The sequence below is a fragment of the Xanthomarina sp. GH4-25 genome (assembly GCF_045363175.1).
GTDB lineage: Bacteria > Bacteroidota > Bacteroidia > Flavobacteriales > Flavobacteriaceae > Xanthomarina.
In genome coordinates this window covers 40,567-60,434 of record NZ_JBJFLO010000008.1, presented here as the reverse complement: position 1 = coordinate 60,434, position 19,868 = coordinate 40,567, and the positions used below count along the sequence as shown (strand labels likewise).

General features: G+C 32.5%; 18 protein-coding genes. 7 read left to right on the top strand and 11 right to left on the bottom strand.

Annotated elements, in window-relative coordinates; all coding sequences use genetic code 11:
• Positions 1–43: 43 nt before the first annotated feature.
• From ACI5KZ_RS12455 to ACI5KZ_RS12445, 3 genes are read left to right on the top strand one after another with little or no spacing between them, the layout of a single operon-like run.
• Entirely contained in the window at positions 44–2,044 is a 2,001-nt protein-coding gene (locus ACI5KZ_RS12455) for a M1 family metallopeptidase (RefSeq protein WP_406847797.1), read from the top strand.
• Entirely contained in the window at positions 2,045–2,950 is a 906-nt protein-coding gene (locus tag ACI5KZ_RS12450; protein WP_109310064.1) for a patatin family protein, read from the top strand.
• On the top strand, positions 2,947–3,834 hold the full coding sequence (locus ACI5KZ_RS12445) for a patatin family protein (protein WP_109310063.1): 888 nt from the start codon (positions 2,947–2,949) through the stop codon (positions 3,832–3,834). Before ACI5KZ_RS12450 ends, ACI5KZ_RS12445 begins: the two co-directional genes overlap by 4 nt.
• A 21-nt stretch (positions 3,835–3,855) precedes the next feature.
• Here ACI5KZ_RS12445 and ACI5KZ_RS12440 read toward each other — a convergent pair whose 3' ends face one another.
• On the bottom strand, positions 3,856–4,377 hold the full coding sequence (locus ACI5KZ_RS12440; RefSeq protein ID WP_109310062.1) for a hypothetical protein: 522 nt from the start codon (positions 4,375–4,377) through the stop codon (positions 3,856–3,858).
• A gap of 200 nt (positions 4,378–4,577) precedes the next feature.
• On the opposite strand from ACI5KZ_RS12440, the gene ACI5KZ_RS12435 reads away from it, so the two are divergent.
• Both ACI5KZ_RS12435 and ACI5KZ_RS12430 read left to right on the top strand, forming a co-directional pair.
• The gene (locus tag ACI5KZ_RS12435; protein ID WP_406847796.1) at positions 4,578–6,137 is read left to right on the top strand and encodes a hypothetical protein; all 1,560 of its coding nucleotides are present in this window, start codon (positions 4,578–4,580) and stop codon (positions 6,135–6,137) included.
• Between the two features lie 100 nt (positions 6,138–6,237).
• On the top strand, positions 6,238–8,598 hold the full coding sequence (locus tag ACI5KZ_RS12430) for an ATP-dependent helicase (protein WP_109310061.1): 2,361 nt from the start codon (positions 6,238–6,240) through the stop codon (positions 8,596–8,598).
• A 3-nt stretch (positions 8,599–8,601) separates the two neighbouring features.
• Here the strand turns inward: ACI5KZ_RS12430 and ACI5KZ_RS12425 are convergent, their stop codons facing one another.
• Positions 8,602–9,465: an alpha/beta hydrolase gene (locus ACI5KZ_RS12425; RefSeq protein WP_109310060.1), complete on the bottom strand. Its 864-nt coding sequence runs from the start codon at positions 9,463–9,465 to the stop codon at positions 8,602–8,604.
• A gap of 54 nt (positions 9,466–9,519) precedes the next feature.
• Between ACI5KZ_RS12425 and ACI5KZ_RS12420 the strand changes: the two genes are divergently transcribed.
• A complete protein-coding gene (locus ACI5KZ_RS12420; protein ID WP_109310059.1) occupies positions 9,520–10,140 on the top strand; it encodes an L-threonylcarbamoyladenylate synthase in 621 nt (206 codons plus the stop codon).
• 79 nt (positions 10,141–10,219) lie between these two features.
• Here the strand turns inward: ACI5KZ_RS12420 and ACI5KZ_RS12415 are convergent, their stop codons facing one another.
• The 4 genes from ACI5KZ_RS12415 to ACI5KZ_RS12400 all read right to left on the bottom strand — a co-directional run bounded on the left by ACI5KZ_RS12415 (position 10,220) and on the right by ACI5KZ_RS12400 (position 13,234).
• On the bottom strand, positions 10,220–11,080 hold the full coding sequence (locus ACI5KZ_RS12415; protein WP_109310058.1) for an OmpA family protein: 861 nt from the start codon (positions 11,078–11,080) through the stop codon (positions 10,220–10,222).
• Positions 11,081–11,174: 94 nt separating this feature from the next.
• Positions 11,175–12,164, bottom strand: a complete 990-nt coding sequence (locus ACI5KZ_RS12410; RefSeq protein ID WP_109310057.1) for a glycosyltransferase family 2 protein — start codon at positions 12,162–12,164, stop codon at positions 11,175–11,177.
• Between the two features lie 4 nt (positions 12,165–12,168).
• Positions 12,169–12,789: a DUF998 domain-containing protein gene (locus ACI5KZ_RS12405; RefSeq protein WP_109310056.1), complete on the bottom strand. Its 621-nt coding sequence runs from the start codon at positions 12,787–12,789 to the stop codon at positions 12,169–12,171.
• Entirely contained in the window at positions 12,782–13,234 is a 453-nt protein-coding gene (locus ACI5KZ_RS12400; RefSeq protein ID WP_109310055.1) for a type I restriction enzyme HsdR N-terminal domain-containing protein, read from the bottom strand. Before ACI5KZ_RS12400 ends, ACI5KZ_RS12405 begins: the two co-directional genes overlap by 8 nt.
• A 106-nt stretch (positions 13,235–13,340) precedes the next feature.
• Here ACI5KZ_RS12400 and holA point away from each other — a divergent pair, with 106 nt between their 5' ends.
• Positions 13,341–14,345, top strand: a complete 1,005-nt coding sequence (gene holA, locus ACI5KZ_RS12395) for a DNA polymerase III subunit delta (RefSeq protein WP_109310054.1) — start codon at positions 13,341–13,343, stop codon at positions 14,343–14,345.
• A 21-nt stretch (positions 14,346–14,366) separates the two neighbouring features.
• Here the strand turns inward: holA and ACI5KZ_RS12390 are convergent, their stop codons facing one another.
• The 5 genes from ACI5KZ_RS12390 to ACI5KZ_RS12370 all read right to left on the bottom strand — a co-directional run bounded on the left by ACI5KZ_RS12390 (position 14,367) and on the right by ACI5KZ_RS12370 (position 19,711).
• A complete protein-coding gene (locus ACI5KZ_RS12390; protein WP_109310053.1) occupies positions 14,367–14,732 on the bottom strand; it encodes a DUF2200 domain-containing protein in 366 nt (121 codons plus the stop codon).
• Positions 14,733–14,738: 6 nt separating this feature from the next.
• A complete protein-coding gene (locus ACI5KZ_RS12385) occupies positions 14,739–15,215 on the bottom strand; it encodes a hypothetical protein (protein ID WP_109310052.1) in 477 nt (158 codons plus the stop codon).
• A gap of 2 nt (positions 15,216–15,217) precedes the next feature.
• Positions 15,218–15,595, bottom strand: coding sequence for a DoxX family protein (locus tag ACI5KZ_RS12380; RefSeq protein WP_109310051.1), 378 nt, complete (start codon positions 15,593–15,595; stop codon positions 15,218–15,220).
• An 11-nt stretch (positions 15,596–15,606) separates the two neighbouring features.
• Positions 15,607–17,211: a class I SAM-dependent methyltransferase gene (locus ACI5KZ_RS12375; RefSeq protein ID WP_406847795.1), complete on the bottom strand. Its 1,605-nt coding sequence runs from the start codon at positions 17,209–17,211 to the stop codon at positions 15,607–15,609.
• An 88-nt stretch (positions 17,212–17,299) separates the two neighbouring features.
• Entirely contained in the window at positions 17,300–19,711 is a 2,412-nt protein-coding gene (locus ACI5KZ_RS12370) for a thiamine pyrophosphate-dependent enzyme (RefSeq protein ID WP_406847794.1), read from the bottom strand.
• Positions 19,712–19,868: the final 157 nt, after the last annotated feature.

Here is a 19,868-nt window from a genome sequence, read left to right as displayed (position 1 = left end):
CAAAATTTATGTATTTTAGTCAGGTCGTTGATATGGTATATGTATGAAACATTTTCTTTTTTATGTCTTTTTGTTTTTGGTAGGATTAACACAAGCGCAACAGCTTGAAAATGTTGATTTTACTCGTGTTAAAGCTGATTTGAGTTTTGATGTGAATACCTCTAAGGTATTTGGACTGGTAGAGTATGAGTTTAAAATATTAAAATCTGTCGATTCAATTTATATTGATGCCATGCAGATGCATTTTGATGAAATTTTGCTTAATAATGAAAAAGTAGTTTATGAAAACAACGACAAGCAACTTGTGGTTTATTCCAAATATAAAGCTGGGGAAACCTATAAATTGAGTTTTAAATATGAAGCACAGCCAAAAAAGGCTCTCTATTTTGTGGGCTGGGATAATGAAGCACCTAATCAGATTTGGACGCAAGGCCAGGGAAAATATACGAGTAATTGGTTGCCAAGTCTGGATGATACCAATGATAAAATAGAATTTGATTTATCGGTTGCTTTTGATAGCGCATACGAAGTAATTGCCAACGGGAATCTTGTAGATAAGGCTGTTGAAGCAGAAAACACTGTTTGGCATTTTGATATGAAAGCACCCATGTCCAGCTATTTAGTGGCTTTGGTCATTGGAAAATACAATAAACATGAAGAAATTTCAAATAGTGGAATACTTTTAGATATGTATTATTATCCGGAAGATTCTTTGAAAGTAGAGCCAACCTATCGCTACAGTAAACAGATGTTCGATTTTCTGGAGAAAGAAATAGGTATCGACTATCCTTGGCAAAATTACAAGCAGATTCCGGTTCACGATTTTCTGTATGCAGGGATGGAAAACACAAGTGCAACCATTTTTTCGGATGCCTTTGTGATTGACTCCACGGCCTTTGTAGATAAAAATTATGTGAATGTGAATGCGCATGAGCTGGCACATCAATGGTTTGGCGATTATGTAACCGCTAAGAGTGGCGAACACCATTGGTTGCAGGAGGGTTTTGCAACCTATTATGCGCTTTTGGCTGAAAGAGATGTGTTTGGTGAGAATTATTATTACTGGCGCTTATATGAATATGCTCAGCAACTGATGGATCAAAACAGATCCGGAACTAGTACATCTTTGTTTAATCCGAAGTCGAGTAGTGTCACGTTTTATAAGCGTGGCGCCTGGGTTTTACACGCTTTAAGAGAGCAGGTTGGCGATGAGGCTTTTAAAAAGGCTGTAAAGAATTATTTAGAAGCATATCCATTTTCAGTTGTTGAAACTGACGATTTTATTTCTGAAGTAGAAAAAACCAGTGGCATGGATTTAACCGAGTTTGTAAATGCCTGGTTGGTACAGGTGGAGTTTCCTCTTGAAAATGCTCTGGAAAGCTTGATGCAGTCAGCTTTTATCCAGGAATACGAAATGGTAGATTGTGAGTTGCTAACGTCTAAATGCGACTATTATTTAACGGCTCCAATTTCAGACCAAGCAAAAGAGAAGGTGATTTCTCAAATTCCAGACAGAGTGACTTCTAAAGTGTTTAAAGGCTCTTTAAAAACAAGACAAGCCATTGCTCAGAATATGGATAAAATCCCTCTAAATTTGAAAGATGATTATGAGACTTTGTTAATGGATAAATCTTATCAGACTATAGAGTCTGCTTTGTTTCATTTGTGGATTAATTTTGTTGAAGATAGAGAGCTTTATTTAAGTCAGACACGTGGCATTGTTGGTTTTAACGATAAAAATGTCAGGCAACTTTGGTTGGCTTTAGCACTTTCAACGCCTTTATATAAAGCTGATGAAAAAGAAAATTTTTTAAACGAATTAATTGGTTATTCCAATCCCAGGTATAACTTTGAAGTCCGATTAACAGCATTTAATTACTTAAATTCGTTAGGGATTTTTAATGAAACTGTTTTTGTTAATTTAGTAGAAGCTTCGAGGCATTATAATTGGCAGTTTAAAAAGTATGCTAAAAATATGCTAGAAGAATTATCAAAAAACTCAAATTATAAAGAAACCATTTTAAGATTGCAAAATTCGAATTAAATGAGAGCATTAGTTATTTCGGGAGGAGGCAGTAAAGGTGCATTTGCTGGAGGTGTGGCGCAATACCTTATTGAAAACAAAAAGCATCAATATGATTTGTTTTTAGGTACGTCTACTGGGAGTTTATTAGTGTCTCATTTGGCATTAAATCAAGTAGAAAAGATTAAAGAGATATACACCAATGTCAATCAGCAAGCTATTTTTAATGTATGTCCTTTTGCAATTAAAAATAAAAGAGGGATTGAAACCATAAAAATTAATCATTTAAATGTTTTACGAAACTTGTTGAGAGGTAGTAAGACTTTTGGTGAAAGTTATAATCTTAAAAAATTGATTAAAAACACCTTGTCTGAAGCTGAATTTCATCAACTAAAGGTGTCTCATAAAGATATTGTTATTACTGTTTCTAATTTATCGTTAAATCAGGTTGAGTACAAGTCTATTAATGATTTTGATTATGAAGCGTTTTGTGAATGGGTTTGGATTTCTTGTAATTACACGCCATTTATGTCTTTAGTAAAGAAAAACGGATGTGAATATGCTGATGGTGGTTTGGGTTCTATGGTGCCAATTGAAGAAGCTATCAAACGAGGAGCCACACATATAGATGCTATTATTTTGCAAACGGAGGTCACGCAATTCAATAGAATGCCTTCATTAAATGCGTTTTCATTATTAACAAATATGTTTTCTTTTATGTTAGACAGAATAGAGAGTCAAAACATTAGAATTGGTAAATTTGTTGCAACCAATCAAAATGCTATTATCGATTTTTATTACACACCAACAGTTTTAACGACAAATGCACTTGTGTTTAATAAAGAAAAGATGACCTTGTGGTGGCAAAGTGGTTTTAATTTTGCAAAATTTAAAAATGAATCTGTAAGCCCATTAGAAACAGAATGAAAGCATTAGTTATATCTGGTGGAGGAAGTAAAGGAGCTTATGCTGGTGGTGTGGCTCAATACCTTATGGAGCATCAAGGAAAATCTTACGATATGTTTTTAGGAACATCTACAGGAAGCTTGTTAATTCCTCATTTGGCTGTAGATAATATCCCCAAATTGTACGATATTTTTACGAATGTTCAACAACATGATATTTTTAGCGTAAGTCCCTTTGTGCAACGTAAAAAAGGCGATAGAGAATATGTGTCCATAGATTTTATTAACTCTATGTGGCAGTTTATTAGGCGAAGACGTACGTTTGGAGAGAGTAACGCTCTGAGACGAAGTATTAAACGTAATTTTACTGAGGAAGAGTTTTTGAAAATTAGAAAAGAGAAAGCAGACGTGGTTGTTACAGTGTCTAACTTATCCATGAATACCGTTGAATATAAGTCTATAAATGAGTGTACTTATGAAGAGTTTTGTCATTGGATTTGGATCTCCTGTAATTATATTCCGTTTATGTCAATAGCAAAAGTGAATGGTTTTGAGTACGCCGATGGAGGCTTGGGTTGTGTGGTGCCAATACGCGAGGCTATTAAACGAGGAGCGACTGAGGTAGATGCTATTATTTTAGAGGCTGAAAATATAGAGAATCAAAAAGTATTAGGTAAAAATCCATTTTCGTTGATGATAAACCTTTTTGGGCATTTACTAAATCAAGTAGAGCAAAATGACATTGTAATTGGAAAATTAGCAGCAGTGAACAATGGTGTTAAGCTTAACTTATACTATACACCTTCTAGTTTAACCGAGAACTCATTGATTTTTAGTAAAAAGCTAATGACTAAATGGTGGCAGCAAGGTTTCGATTATGCAAAAAATAAACACTTAAATAAATAGAAGCATTCAATTAAAAGTTGCTTACCAGAGGTCGCTTACTTCCTGTTTGATAAATGACAAAGCAGCGTCGCTCGGTGCTCTTTTTTCCATCATTTCGGTTAAAATAACTTCACGAAGTTTATTAGCTGTATCGGTTTTTTCAAGTAAACTAGCTTTTCTAATTAATTGTATGGTGGCATTTTTTGCTGCTGTAATGATGCTCCAGCAATCATCACTAATATAGATTTGTTGTGATAAATTGTGTTCAAATTCCTGTTCGATAGTTGCTATAAGTAGAGATTCGTAATCTTCTTTATTTGAAGACGTTGGACTTGTTCTAATAAGTAGTTTTGAAGGTGTGATTCTTTCAAGAAATAATGCCATGCGTTCGTATGCTTGTAAGCGTATAGGCATGGTGTTTACTTGCATATCTTTATGTAGTAAAAAACGTCTTCTCCCATCTTCATTTTTGGTATGCTCTTTAAAAAAGTAATACGCTATTAAACCTGTAATTAAAGTAGGAATAGCAAACATGAATAAGTCGATAATTCTTTCAGAATCCATAAATAGTATTTAGGTGTTTGTATTTTAATTTCTTCCCAAATATAAACAATCTTTTAAATCTTGAATAATGTAAATGAAATTTGAATTTATACATTTATTTCAGCAACCTAAGATGTCTGAATTAATAAATTGAAACTCTTAGAAAGTTATTTGCGGAAATAAATTTAAACTAAATATGAAAAAAAAGATATCTTTATAAAATGAGTCAACAAAAAAGAAAATGGTTAAAAATATTTGGAATTATTATTTTAATAATGATTTTAGGTTTTTTTGTAGTACAATATGTTATAAAATCTAAAATAGAAAAAGCATTATCTACCAAACTTCCCGAAACCGTTGAGGTTAGTTATACAGATTTAAATTTAAGTTTATTAAAAGGTCAATTAGTCTTAGATAGTGTAAAGCTTACTAATTTAGGAAGAACTATTAAGGAACCCAATGCAGAGGTTCAATTGGAGTATTTTTTAATAAATGGTTTTAGTTTTTGGAACTATTTATTCAATGATGTTATACAGTTAGATTATATTTCCTTAAAGAATCCCAATGTCATATATTATCATAATAACACAATTCCAAAGGAAGAATTTCAAGTATCTCAGGGCAATTCGTTTGATAAAAAGGTTGAAATTAATGAGATTCATATAGATAAAGGCCATGTTGAAATATGGGACTCCAAAACAGATTCTTTAAAACTTGAAATGCATCAAATAGATTTAATGTTACATGATATTGTTTACAATCAGAAAACAAAAAATCGAAAAGTTCCTTTTAATTACAGCAGCTATCAAATTGTTTTTGATTCATTTTTTGGACAAATAAGTGATTATGAAAATGTCACCATCAATCATGTTGAAATAACCAATGAAACAGCTGAATTTGAAGGCTTAAAGTTATATACTAAATACTCTAAAAATGCCTTGTCTGCAATTATTCCTCATGAACGTGACCATTTTAATTTGATTATAGATTCTTTAACAATTGAACAACCCAATTTGGAAGTTGTAAAAGATACTACTTGGCAGTTTTCAAGCAATAAACTATCATTTTATCAACCAAACTTTAAAGTGTATCGCGATAAGTTGGTTGCAGATGATGAGCGCATCAAGCCTTTATATAGCAAAATGCTTCGTAATTTAAAATTCAATTTAAACATTGAGGAAGTTATTGTTTTCGATGCAGATATTGCTTATTCTGAGAAAGTCAAAGCAGATAAAAAAGCTGGAACTGTTACTTTTTCAAAGTTTCATGCAGATATAAAACACGTAAGTAATACGTATCAATCTCCAACAAAAACGGTTTTGAAAATTCATACAAAATTTATGGAACATGCACCATTAAAAGTAGATTGGTTTTTTGATATAAATAACCACAACGATTTGTTTGAATTTAAAGCAGAAATTGATGAGCTTCAAGCAAGTTATCTGAATAAATTTACAGAACCCAATTTAAATGTTCGACTAGAAGGTGAGTTAGATAAAACGTATTTTACTATCTCTGGGACAGATGTAAGATCCACGATAGATTTTAAAATGAAATATAGCGATTTTGATATAATTGCCTTGAAGGAGAGTGGTAAAGAGAAAAACGAATTCTTAACAGATGTAATAAATCTCTTTGTTTCTAAAAACAGTAGTTCGGCGACTCATTTCTTTAAAGAAGCTACAAAAAAAGATATTAAACGTCACAAAACAAAGTCTGCTTTCAATTTTATTTGGATTAGTACCAGAGCAGGATTATTAAAAACAATGACCATTGATTAAGGGGTTACTTTTCATATTATAAATTGTTTATAATTATTCACAAATCTATCTTCGAAAGAGGCTAACAATAGTTATTTTTAGCCTTTAAAATGAAAGAGATTTGGAGAAATATTTAAGTCAGTTAAACGATGCGCAATTAGCACCAACAATCCAAAAGGATGGTCCAATGATTGTGATTGCTGGAGCAGGTTCTGGTAAAACCAGAGTATTAACCTACAGAATTGCCTATTTAATGAGTCAAGGTGTGGATGCGTTTAATATTTTGGCTTTAACATTTACTAATAAAGCAGCTCGAGAAATGAAAGAGCGTATTGCCACCATTGTTGGTACTAGCGAAGCTAAAAACTTGTGGATGGGAACCTTTCACTCGGTTTTTGCTAAAATATTGCGTTTTGAAGCAGATAGATTAGGTTACCCAAGTAATTTTACCATTTATGACACTCAAGATTCAGACCGATTAATTGCTTCGATAATTAAAGAGATGAATCTAGATAAAGATCTCTATAAATATAAACAGATTCGCTCTAGAATATCTTCCTATAAAAACAGTTTAATAACCGTAAAAGCTTATCATCAAAATCCAGAACTTATTGAAGCTGATGTTATGGCTAGACGACCAAAAATGGGGGAAATCTATAAAAACTATGTAGAGAGATGTTTTAAGGCAGGAGCTATGGATTTCGATGATTTGTTATTAAAAACTAACGAGCTCCTAACGCGATTTCCAGATGTGTTAGCCAAATATCAGGATAAGTTTCGATATATTTTAGTAGACGAGTATCAAGATACCAACCACAGTCAGTATTTAATTGTTAGAGCACTTTCAGATCGTTTTCAAAACATTTGTGTAGTTGGAGATGATGCGCAAAGTATCTATGCTTTCCGTGGCGCTAACATCAATAATATTTTAAATTTTCAGAAGGATTATGACGATGTAAAGCTTTTTAGATTAGAGCAGAATTATCGTTCAACAAAAAATATTGTGAATGCAGCAAATTCCATCATTGATAAAAACCAGACCAAACTTGATAAGGTCGTATGGACAGCCAACGATGAAGGGCAAAAAATAAAAGTAAACCGTTCTTTAACAGATGGTGATGAAGGACGTTTTGTGGCTAGTTCCATTTTTGAAAATAAAATGGAAAATCAATTACCAAATAGTGATTTTGCTGTGTTGTATAGAACCAATGCACAATCTCGTGCTATAGAAGATGCGTTACGCAAACGAGATATTCCTTACCGAATTTATGGTGGCTTGTCTTTCTATCAAAGAAAAGAAATTAAAGATGTTTTATCGTATTTGCGATTAATAATCAATCCTGCAGACGAAGAAGCCTTAAAACGTGTAATAAATTATCCTGCACGAGGTATTGGTCAAACCACTGTAGATAGGTTGATTGTTGCTGCCAATGGATATAATCGGTCTATTTTTGAAGTGCTTCAGAATATTGATAAAATCGAAATTAATATCAATTCGGGCACTAAAAATAAGTTGAGAGATTTTGTAACATTAATTGAAAGTTTCCAAGTTTTAAACCAAACGGCTAACGCCTTTGAATTAGCTGAGCATGTTACTAAAGCCAGTGGTTTAATAAGAGAGTTTAATAAAGATGGGACACCTGAAGGTGTGGCCAGAATGGAAAATATTGAAGAGCTGTTAAATGGGATGAAGGATTTTGTTGAAGGACAAAAAGAGTTAGCAGATGCCACAGCATCTTTAGCAGAATTTTTAGAAGATGTGGCACTTGCAACCGATTTAGATGCAGATAAAGGCGATGCTAACCACGTAGCTTTAATGACCATTCACTTGGCAAAAGGGTTAGAATTTCCGTATGTGTACATTGTTGGTTTGGAAGAAGATTTATTTCCAAGTGCTATGAGCATGAATACTAGAAGTGAGTTGGAGGAGGAGAGACGTTTGTTTTATGTGGCACTAACAAGAGCCGAAAAGCAAGCTTATTTAACATATGCATTGTCTAGATATCGTTGGGGAAAATTAATTGATGCAGAGCCTAGCAGATTTATTGAAGAAATAGATGAAGAGTTTTTAGATATTATCACACCTATTGAAGAGCGTCGTTTTAATCCGATGCTAGATCCAGATATTTTTGGAGATGATATCCCAGAAACTACAAGAAGAGCGAATGCTAATAAAATTCGATTTAAGAAAGCGGTTCAGCCAACGTTTAAGAAGAAACAAATAACCTCAGAAAAAGCATCAGAAAAAATAACCATAAGCACTCCAAAAAACTTAAAACCTGTAAGTAAAACCAGTGGTGGTGTCAATTTATTTGATGGTAAATTAGCTGTTGGAAATATGGTGGAACATTTACGATTTGGAAAAGGAGAAGTAATAAAAATTGAAGGTGTAGGTGGAGATACTAAAGCAGAAATAAAGTTTGATAAAGGAGGCGTTAAAAAATTATTGTTACGCTTTGCGAAACTGGAAGTTATTGGTTAAAAATTAATCAAAATGAGTTTGGATAAAAGCTTTAAGCTTGAAACTTGTATCAAGTAAATCCAATCCTATCCAACCATGACCAGCATTTGGATATAATGTAAATTCATGGGTAATATTTAATTCCTCTAGTTTGTCCCTCATGTCTGTGCCTTGAGTAGTAGGAATCAATGGGTCTTGACCTCCATAAAACAATATGGTTGGAGGAGCATTTGCGGTGACCCTGTGATACGGACTTACTTCTTCTAAATACTCTGTAGTAGCTTCAGTGCCATATAAATCCAGTAATGCTTGTAACTCAGGGTTTGTATTGTTTAAATATGCAGGATCTGTTAAATTAGTTGGACCTACAATACTGCAAACCATGTCTATATTATTATCTGTATCAAAAGCATAGCTCCATAATAAGGATAAATGTGCTCCAGCACTCACACCAATAAAAGCAAAATCGTCATCAATTACATAATGATTCTGTTTCGATTTTAAATGGTTAATCACAGACGATATGTCATCTATTTGCATAGGATACGGTTGATTATTTTCATCTGCAAGCCTGTAATTGATATTTACAATTCCCATGTTTGGAAATTCACTTTGAACAAAATTCTTAAGCTCGTTCATGTCATTTTTATCACCTGCAGACCATCCACCACCATGAACTAAAATCATTACTTCAGTATCTAAATTTCTATTAGCAGGCAAATAAATATCAAACACTTGGTCGTTGGTTGGACCATAAGATACATTTAATTCTTGATAGTACTCTAAAGAATCTAATCCAGTAACAGGATTATTATTGTCATCTGTAGAACAAGAGACAAGAGAAAATATAAGTGTAATAAGAAATAAGTAGTATTTAATAACCTTCATAAAAGATTTATTTGATTACTTTGTGTAAGATAACGATTTTTTAATACTTATAGTATGTCTGAATTTATAAAAATTTATGAAGAAAACCCAAACGCTAAAGAAATTACAAAAGTAGTTAAAGTGCTGAAAGCTGGAGGGTTAATTATCTATCCTACAGATACGGTTTATGGTTTGGGTTGCGACATTAATAATGTTAAAGCATTAGAAAGAGTAGCAAGAATTAAAAACGTAAAATTAGAAAAATCTAATTTCTCATTTATTTGTGAAGATTTAAGCAATTTAAGCGACTATGTTAAACAAATAGACACCACTACATTCAAAATTTTAAAGAGAGCGCTTCCAGGCCCTTATACGTTTATTCTTCCTGGTGCTAAGTCGTTACCACATCCATTTAAAAAGAAAAAAACAGTTGGTATTCGAGTGCCAAACAATAAAATTGCTATAGAAATAGTCAAACAGTTAGGCAACCCAATTATTTCAACATCTATTCATGATGAAGATGAAGTATTAGAGTACACAACCGATCCAGAACTTATTTATGAAAAATGGCAAAACTTAGTAGAGTTGGTTATTGATGCAGGTTATGGAGATAATCAAGCATCAACAGTTATCGATCTTTCTGAAGAAGAACCCATTATTGTTAGAGAAGGGAAAGGGAGTTTGGAGATTTTTTAAATTCTAATAAGATAATATTATTGCAAATAAAAAGCTCAATCTAACAAGATTGAGCTTTTAAATATATTGTAATTAATGTCTATTTTCCGTCTTCAGCAAGGTTCTTCATTTCCTTGTCAATCATGTCGTAAAATTCATCAATTTTAGGTAGTACTATAATTCTAGTACGTCTGTTTTTTGCTCTGTTTTCTGCAGTATTATTATCTACTAAAGGTTGGAATTCTCCACGACCAGCAGCAATAAGTTGTTTAGGTGCTACACCTAAATCTTCTAATACACGAACAACAGATGTTGCACGTTTAACACTTAAATCCCAGTTGTCAATTAGTGGTGGTTTGTTATAAGGAACAGGATCTGTATGTGCTTCAACCATACATTCAAAAGTTGGTTTAGCTTTTACAACTGTAGCCACTTTTCCTAAAATTTCTTTAGCTCTGGCTGATACATTGTAGCTACCACTTTGGAATAATACTTTATCCGCAATAGAGATAAATACAACCCCTTTTTCAACATTCACTTGAATGTCTGGATCATCAATACCAACCTCTTTTTTCAAGCTTGTAACAAGTGCTAACATAACACTGTCCTTTTTACTAACCGCATCTTGTAAACGAGAAATTCTTAAATCTTTTTCTTTTAAGCTTTCTAAAGTTTTTTCAACATTGCTAGCACCTTTAGATGTAAGCATGGTTAAAGATTCGTTACTTGTAATAAGGTTGTCATTTGATTTTTTTAAATCGGCAATTCGATCTTCTAAACCTTTTGCACGTGCTTCTGCAGATGCTTTATCAGCTAAGCATGAATTTAGTTTAACTGTTGCTGTGTTTAATAAATCTTGTGTTTGTTTTTGTTTAGCTTCTAAGTCTGTATATTGTTTTTTTGATACACACGAACCTAAAAGGAATAAAGCAAATACGCCTAGTATCATTGTTTTTTTCATAATTGTTATAAGTTTTAGATGTTATTTATTAACATACCAAAATTATATAAAAGAAGTATAGGAAAGATAGGGATTAACATAAATTTTAACATATTTATAAACAATTGAAATACTTATGTTTACGTATGTAATAAAGCCAAATAATTGAAGTTCTGTGGTAGTAGTTCTTCTTTTTATTAATAGACCTACGTTGCTTAAGCAACCTTGGTAGATTTTTATAAAAACTAAAGTGAGATTTTATTATCGCAAAGGTATGCAATACTTTAAATTCTAAAAGAAATTTAATTCCTGCAAGTCCATCTAAAATTAGCCTAGCAAATACTAAAAAGAAAATCCATCCTTCAGCATTTTTAGTTATCATAAATAGATTATTTCTAAAATTTAAATATGTTTTTTTCGGATTGGAACTGTTTAAAGTAGCTCCTCCAATATGATAAACTGTCGAATTGCCAGCGTATTTTGTTTCATAACCAAGGTTAAATGCTCTCCAGCACAAATCTATTTCTTCCATATGTGCAAAAAAGGATTCATCAAAACCGTTTAAGGTTTTAAACAGGTTTTTTCTAATAAAGAAACATGCCCCTGAAGCCCAAAATATATTTGTTACATCGTTGTATTGACCTTTATCTTTTTCAATTGTATTGAAAATTCTTCCTCTACAAAAGGGATAGCCATATTTATCGATAAACCCACCAGCTGCACCAGCATATTCAAAAGCTGTTTTATCTTTAAAATCTAATATCTTTGGTTGAACAATTGCTGTATTAGAATTGTTTTTAAAAACCTCAATAACAGGATTTAACCAGTTTTTGCTTACTTCGACATCGCTATTTAATAAACAATAAATATCTTCATCTATGTGTTTTAAGGCATCGTTATAACCCTTAGCATAACCTCCGTTTTTTTGGTTTTGAATAATTTTAACCAAAGGAAAAGCTTCTTTAATAAAGGCTACTGAATGATCTGTTGAAGCATTGTCTGCAACGTAAATAGAAGCTTCATTTGAGAATTTTATAATAGAAGGTAAGAATTGTTCAAGTAATTCTTTTCCGTTCCAGTTTAATATAACAATTGCTATTTTCAAAAGACTAATTTAGTTTTTTAATATAAAAGGCTAAGGCAGTTAGCCAAAGCAATATAGAGATTTCTATACCTCTTTGAATCAAACCAATATAATAACCTGTTGGATTACTAGAAAGCAACATACTAAGCAAAAAAGCTGACATTCCACAAATAAGTGATAAAACAACCATATATTTTCCGTGTTTCCATTTTATGGCACTTAATCCAATTAAGAATAAACAAAATGGAACTAAAGTATAAGTGATTGCTCCAGAAAAGGTATGTATTAATTGTGATATACTTGGGTCTATTAACTCTTTATTACACCCAGTATCACAAGGAAAAATGCTAACAAGAATGTTGCCAAAACCATAGAGAAAAGCAAACCCAATTAGTCCGAGTTTTAATAATCTGCTATTGGGAAGGATACTTAAAGCCGACATTGAGAAAAGTATAATGAAAATACCACTAGGTATAAACCCAAAAAATCTTAAATATATTCCATATGGTGTGTCAATAGCATAAGTTTCGCTGATGAATTGTTGAATGTGGCTGTAATTTTCAAATTGGAACCCACCTAAAATACTGGGAACAACAAAGAAGATTACACCTAATATTCCAAACCAAAATGTAACTATCTTATTCATTAGTTTTATAATCTGGAATGGATTCTAGAAATTGATAACATTCATTTATAAAATCCATCTGACAATAATAATGATTTAATCCGTTAGTTACCATTAAATAGGTGGCCTTTAATGCCAAATTATATCGTGCAATTTGATCGAAAGAACTTTGGTCAATAGGTATTTGTGGCGCTTTACATTCTACGATTAAATGAATTGAGCCATTTGGATTAAAAACTACAATATCATAACGTTTTTTTAAACCGTTCACTTTTAATTCCTTTTCAACATTAATTAAAGAAATAGGATATTTTTTTTCTAAAATTAAGTATTGCACACAGTGCTGACGAACCCATTCTTCCGGTTGTAAAATCACAAATTTTTTACGAATACAATCGAAAATAGATATTTTATTTTCGCTATTTTTGAAACGAAACGGAAACTTTGAAAATTGGAGTTCTTGCATCAAGGCAATTGGATTTTTTTCAAAGTTAAGTTACATTCATCAAAAACCAAACATCCTTAACGTATTTTGGGGTTTGTAATTTTTTTAATTTGGAATTTTTAGAAATTTGGACGAAGTCAGACAATTAGTAACAGATATTAAAAATGGTAAGTTGCATCCTATTTATTTTTTAATGGGAGAAGAACCTTACTATATAGATAAGATTTCAAAATATATTGAAAGCAGTATCCTTTCTGAAGAAGAAAAAGGCTTTAATCAAATGGTGTTATATGGTCGCGATGTGACTATTGAAGATGTGGTAGGCCAGGCCAAACGTTATCCTATGATGGCAGAACATCAGGTGGTAATTGTAAAGGAAGCTCAAGATTTATCGCGAACCATAGAAAAGCTTGTGGATTATGCTGAGCAACCACAACCTACAACCATTTTAGTTTTTAATTATAAGTACAAATCCATTGATAAGCGTAAAAAACTATATAAAACGCTTAAAAAAACGGGTGTTATTTTTGAAAGTAAAAAACTTTACGACAATCAAGTAGCCGATTGGATTAGACGTGTATTATCTGGTCAGAATTACACCATTTCTCCTAAGGCTGCACAAATGCTAGCAGAGTTTTTAGGAACAGATCTAAGTAAAATTTCTAACGAATTGGATAAGCTTAAAATTATCCTTCCTGAAGGCACGCAAATTACACCAGAACATATTGAACAAAATATTGGAATTAGTAAAGACTATAATAATTTTGAGTTGCAAAAAGCTGTTGGAGCCAAGGATGTTTTAAAAACACAGCAGATTATTAAATATTTTGGCGAAAACCCAAAAGATAATCCCATGGTGGTTACAGTGTCTTTGCTGTTTAGTTTCTTTTCTAAATTATTGCACTTACATGGTTTACACGACAAATCCCCAAGAAGTGTTGCCTCAGCATTAAAAATAAACCCGTATTTCACAAACGAATATATTGCTGCAGCAAGAAATTATCCCATGAAACAGGTGAGTGGTATAATTGCTGTTTTAAGAGAATTTGATGTAAAAAGTAAAGGAGTAGGATCCAATGCGGTTAAGCAAGGAGATTTACTCAAAGAATTGATGGTTAGGATTATGAATTAGCGTTCAATAATACAAGTTATTTTAAGCAACTCTTAAAATCTTTTCCATCTTACGTCCTTTGGCTAATTCATCTATCAATTTATCTAAATATCTGGCTTGTCGTGTTAAGGGTGTTTCAATGTCTTCAATCCGATAGCCGCAAATAACACCTTTTATAAGATGCGCATTTGGGTTTAATTTTGCCTTCTCAAAAAACGTTTTAAAAGTCACTTTCTCATCTATAAGTTCTTGTAGTTTAGATTCATTAAAACCGGTTAACCATTGTATAACCTGATGTAGTTCGGCTTTAGTTCTACCTTTTTTCTCAATTTTGTCAACATAATGTGGGTATACAGATGCAAAGGTCAATTTTGCAACTCGTTCGTCGTGTTCTGGTGTTGTTGTCATAATCTGTTAATTTTCTAATCTTTCCAACTCTAAATTATAGTCATATTGTAAATCTTCATGAAGCTTGACAACTATTTTCTGAATGCTTAAAATCTGTCTTTCATAAATGTTTGTTAGCGTTACATTTCTTTTAAAGGATGGTTTGAAATCTTTTAGTTTTTTACAAAAATAGAGTAGCAGTTCCACTTCAGTTTCCTTCTTAAGTGAATAACGCGCATATTTTTTAATATTTCTTAAAATTTTACGAACACTTTTTTTAATGTAGAAGTAACTATCTGTATTAATGGTTTCAAACTGTTCGTCTATTTCCTGTTTGACAGTTTCTATATAGCCAGATTCATCATGAGATTCAAATAACAAATAAGTTAGTAGTTCTTTGTTTTCTTTTTTGAATTTCGATAAACGCAAACAAAGTTCCATAAGTTCCTCTGAAGAACGATGATGCAATTCTTTTTTTATAGTAACAACTGAAACAGCTTTCATAGTTATTTTTTATTATCAATAGCATATTTTCCAGGTCCTGCTAGAAAAATGACAACAAAACAAACCAAGTATAAAAGAGCTTTTTCTTTTGTGCCAAAATCATCATCAATATGAACTATAAAAGCAGCCACAAACATAGTTATAGCAGAAGGAATTGCAGCTAATTTTGTTTTAAAACCAATAATGATTAGAATTGGAGCGACAACTTCTCCTATTAATGCTAAAATTAATGATAGTGTTGGACCAACTCCAATAGGATCTCCAAATTCTATGGGACTTGAGAAAAGACGTTCAATTTTTGGAATACCATGAACAAGCATTAAGCCTGAAATGGAAATTCTTAAAATGGCTAAGGCTAAATCTGTAAAATTTTTTGTCATATTTTTAATATTTAATTAATTGTTCCTTTTAATAAATTAATACTCACAGTTGCTAAATTGGAATCTGGAAATTTTGAAAAATAGCGCTCATCTGGCATTAGCCCAGCTTCTTTAGCAATGTTTTTAAATACATCTACTTCTAGAATATATTGGTCGCTATAACCATGAGTTGCATCGTAAGCAGTAGCAGCTGTTTCACCAAGATTGTTCGCTGTTAACTCCGGATTAATAGTATGTAACTCGATAATAAGTAATCCAAATTTTTCGACATATGATTTCCACTTTTTGAAATGTTCCAAAAGGGAGTCTTCTACCAAATTATTATTTAAACGATCTCCCTGAAAGGCATAAGCTCCTGTAGATAGACTCGTTCTATTAGTTGTAATTTTCGGCATGTCCCAAATACGATTATGGTCTAAAAAAGTTCTAACATTTAATAAATCTATTAAATCTATATTATAATCTTCTTTAAGGTCTTTGGCTAATAATTCTGGTCTACCAATATCTCCCCAAATCACCTTCGCCCAAATATCCGATTTAATTAAATTGGCTCTTGTAACTTTTAAAGCAGCTTGATTAAAATCTGCACCAACTAATAATAGTGGATGCTCTTCAAGCACTTTTCCTCTAGAAGTTTGATGTTCAATGACTTCAAAAATATGTTGAATAAAGGCACCATTGCCACAACCCATGTCTAAAATACCTTTTGGCTGTTCGTCTATAGGTTTGTTAAAGAGTTCTTTTACTACCTGATCGACTATTTTAAAATAAGTTGTGTGTGCTCCTCCAGAACCCCAAACATTCATTTCACGCTGTACATGTTTTTCTGCATCGTTAGGTGTTTCTGTCTTAAGAATTAAAGGGTTTCCAAAAAGCAAGTCATCCAATGCTAAAAAAGTTGGCAGATACGACACTGTTACACCATATGCTGATGCTCGTTTTGCAAAAAACAAACCTTCATCTGTAAATTGATAGGTGTTTTTCTTCTTTTTAAACCAACCTAAGTACGTAAAGAAATCTAATATTTTTTTGAAACTTTCAGGGTTTTTATGGTATTCTTCAGCTGTAAATGAAGCTTCCATAAAATATTTATGAAATAAGCCATTAACACCCAATAACACAATTATTGGAGCCACAATACACCCTTCAATGTGTTTTAAAACCTGTTGTTCAATGTCGTTATTACCAGTTAATCCGTAATTCTTTTCATATTCTTTAAAAATGCTTTCTAACGCTAGAAAGGCATCACTTCCAATTTTCTCTTCAGGAAATTTAACAGCATAGGATAAAAGATTTACAGCGTTTTTATATAGAGGAACAAGTTTGAAAGCTTCCTGACTTTTCGTATTTATTTCGAATGTAACCTCGTTTAATTGAGGGTCTATGTTTTGTGCCAACCAGCCTTGCGAACACAAAACTCTTAATGCAACATTTAAATATCCTTCGTTTGCTTGAAATGCTGAAGCAATATCTTTAACAGAAGCTTTTTTGTTCTTTAATAAATAATGTAAAACACCTTTTTGGTGAAGTGAATAAGCTGTAGTAGCAGTTGCTAAGCCATCTAAATGTCTAAAAATGAAACCACGAAGTTGTTTTTTGTCTTGCTTGGTAAGCATGCATGAATTTGTTTGCTCATAAATATAATAAAAAGACCTCACTGTTTTTAACGAATGAGGTCTTAAATGATATATATCGTGATGTTTTTTATCTCAACTTCGGAAAATCTGAAGGATTTGTTTCATGCATCACGTTGTAAACTGCTTCAAACACATCTTCTACTGAAGGTTTAGAGAAATAGTCGCCATCTGTACCGTAAGCTGGCCTATGTTGTTGTGCTGTAAGTGTTTGTGGCTTACTATCTAAATGCTTGTATGCGTTTTGAGTGTTTAATACTTCGTTTAATATGAATGCTGAAGCTCCTCCAGGAACATCTTCGTCAATCACCATTAAACGATTTGTTTTAGCGACACTTTTTACAATGTCATGATTTAAATCGAAAGGCAGTAGTGATTGAATATCTATTATTTCTGCATCAATACCAACCCCTTGTAACTCTTTAGCTGCTTGTTCAATAATTCTTAAAGTAGATCCATAAGACACTAAGGTAATATCGTTTCCTTCTCTAATTGTTTCAACCACACCAAGTGGTGTTTTAAATTCACCAATATTATTTGGCATCTTTTCTTTTAATCTGTAGCCATTTAAACATTCTACAATTAAAGCAGGTTCGTCACTTTCTAAAAGGGTGTTATAAAATCCAGCTGCTTTGGTCATGTTTCTTGGAACCAAAACGTGAATACCTCTAATTAAGTTTATAACGCCACCCATTTGCGAACCAGAATGCCAAATACCTTCTAATCTATGACCACGAGTTCTAATAATTAATGGTGCTTTTTGACGTCCATTGGTTCTGTATTGAAGGGTCGCCAAATCGTCACTCATTATTTGAAGGGCATATAAAATATAATCTAAATACTGGATTTCGGCAATAGGACGTAGACCTCTTAAAGCCATTCCTATACCTTGTCCAAGAATGGTTGCTTCACGAATACCAACATCAGATACCCGAAGTTCTCCATATTTTTCTTGCATACCTTCAAGTCCTTGATTCACATCTCCAATGGTTCCGGCATCTTCACCAAAAACTAAAGTTTCAGGATATTTATTAAAAATGGCATCGAAGTTATCTCTAATGATTAATCTAGCATCTACATCTTCGCTATTTGCGTCGTATGTTGGCTTCACTTCTTTAATGTTTAATGCCGATTTAGGAGATTCGCTATATAAATGCGAACTGTATTTTGATTGAATTTTATTAGAATATGTATTAATCCAAGTTACCAATAGATTTTTTTCAGATGAAGATTCGCTTACTACAAAACGTAAAGCCTTTCTAGCAGTAGAAAGAATGTCTTTTCTTATGGGTTCATTAATGTCAGCTAAATCGTTTTTAAGCTTAGAAATAAACACTTTGTTATCGCTGGAATTAGCTACATTTTCCAAAATACTAACAAGTTCTTGTTGTTCTTGTTTTAAAGGTTGAATAAAAGCAGTCCAAGCAGCTTTTTTGCCTTCTCGAACTTCTTTTTTAATACCATTTTCAATCTCTTTTAACTCGTCGTCTGTGGCCATACCATTGGCAACCATCCATTCGCGAAGTTTCACGTTGCAATCAAATGCTGCCTCCCAAGCCAATCGGTTTTCATCTTTATAACGTTCGTGAGAACCTGAAGTTGAATGCCCTTGAGGTTGTGTTAATTCGTTAACATGAATTAATACAGGGACGTGTTCTTCTCTGGCTATTTTTGAAGCTCTTTGATAAGTTTCAATCAAGGCTGGATAATCCCAACCATTAACACGAAGAATTTCAAATCCTTTATTATCTTCATCTCTTTGAAATCCTTTTAAGATTTCAGAAATATTTTCTTTTGTTGTTTGATGTCTTGCGTGTACAGAAATACCATATTCATCGTCCCAAACACTCATCACCATTGGTACTTGTAAAACACCAGCTGCATTTATTGTTTCAAAAAACAAGCCTTCACTGGTACTGGCGTTTCCAATAGTTCCCCAAGCCACTTCATTTCCTTTTTCAGAAAAATTTGTGGTATCAATGCCTTTTACTTGTCTATAAATTTTTGAAGCTTGAGCTAAACCTAATAATCTAGGCATTTGTCCAGCTGTTGGAGAGATATCTGCACTGGAATTTTTCTGTTTTGTTAAATCCTTCCAGTTTCCTTTTTCATCTAAACTATGTGTTGCAAAATGTCCACCCATTTGTCTTCCTGCAGACATTGGATCGTGTGCAATATCAGGATGACCATATAAACCTGCAAAAAATTGTTGAATATTTAATTCGCCAATAGCCATCATAAAAGTTTGATCCCTGTAATAACCCGAACGAAAATCCCCATTTTTAAACGCTTTTGCCAATGCTAATTGAGGTACTTCTTTTCCATCTCCAAAAATTCCAAACTTCGCTTTTCCTGTTAGAACTTCACGACGACCAAGAAGACTACATTCACGAGAGGTGACAGCCATTTTATAATCGTTTAAAACTTCTGCTTTAAAGTCTTCGAAAGAAAGGTCTTTTTGTACGTCTGGATTTGTTTGCATGGTTCTTATTTTAATGGTGCAAATTTAGTCAAAATTTGTGTGTTTTGCAATCTGATTGTTAGTTAAAGAATTAACAAATTATCAGTGTTTAGAGTAAAATGCAACAAAAAACTGAAAGATTGTTAGTTATTTTAGAAATCGTTAAAAATATGATACT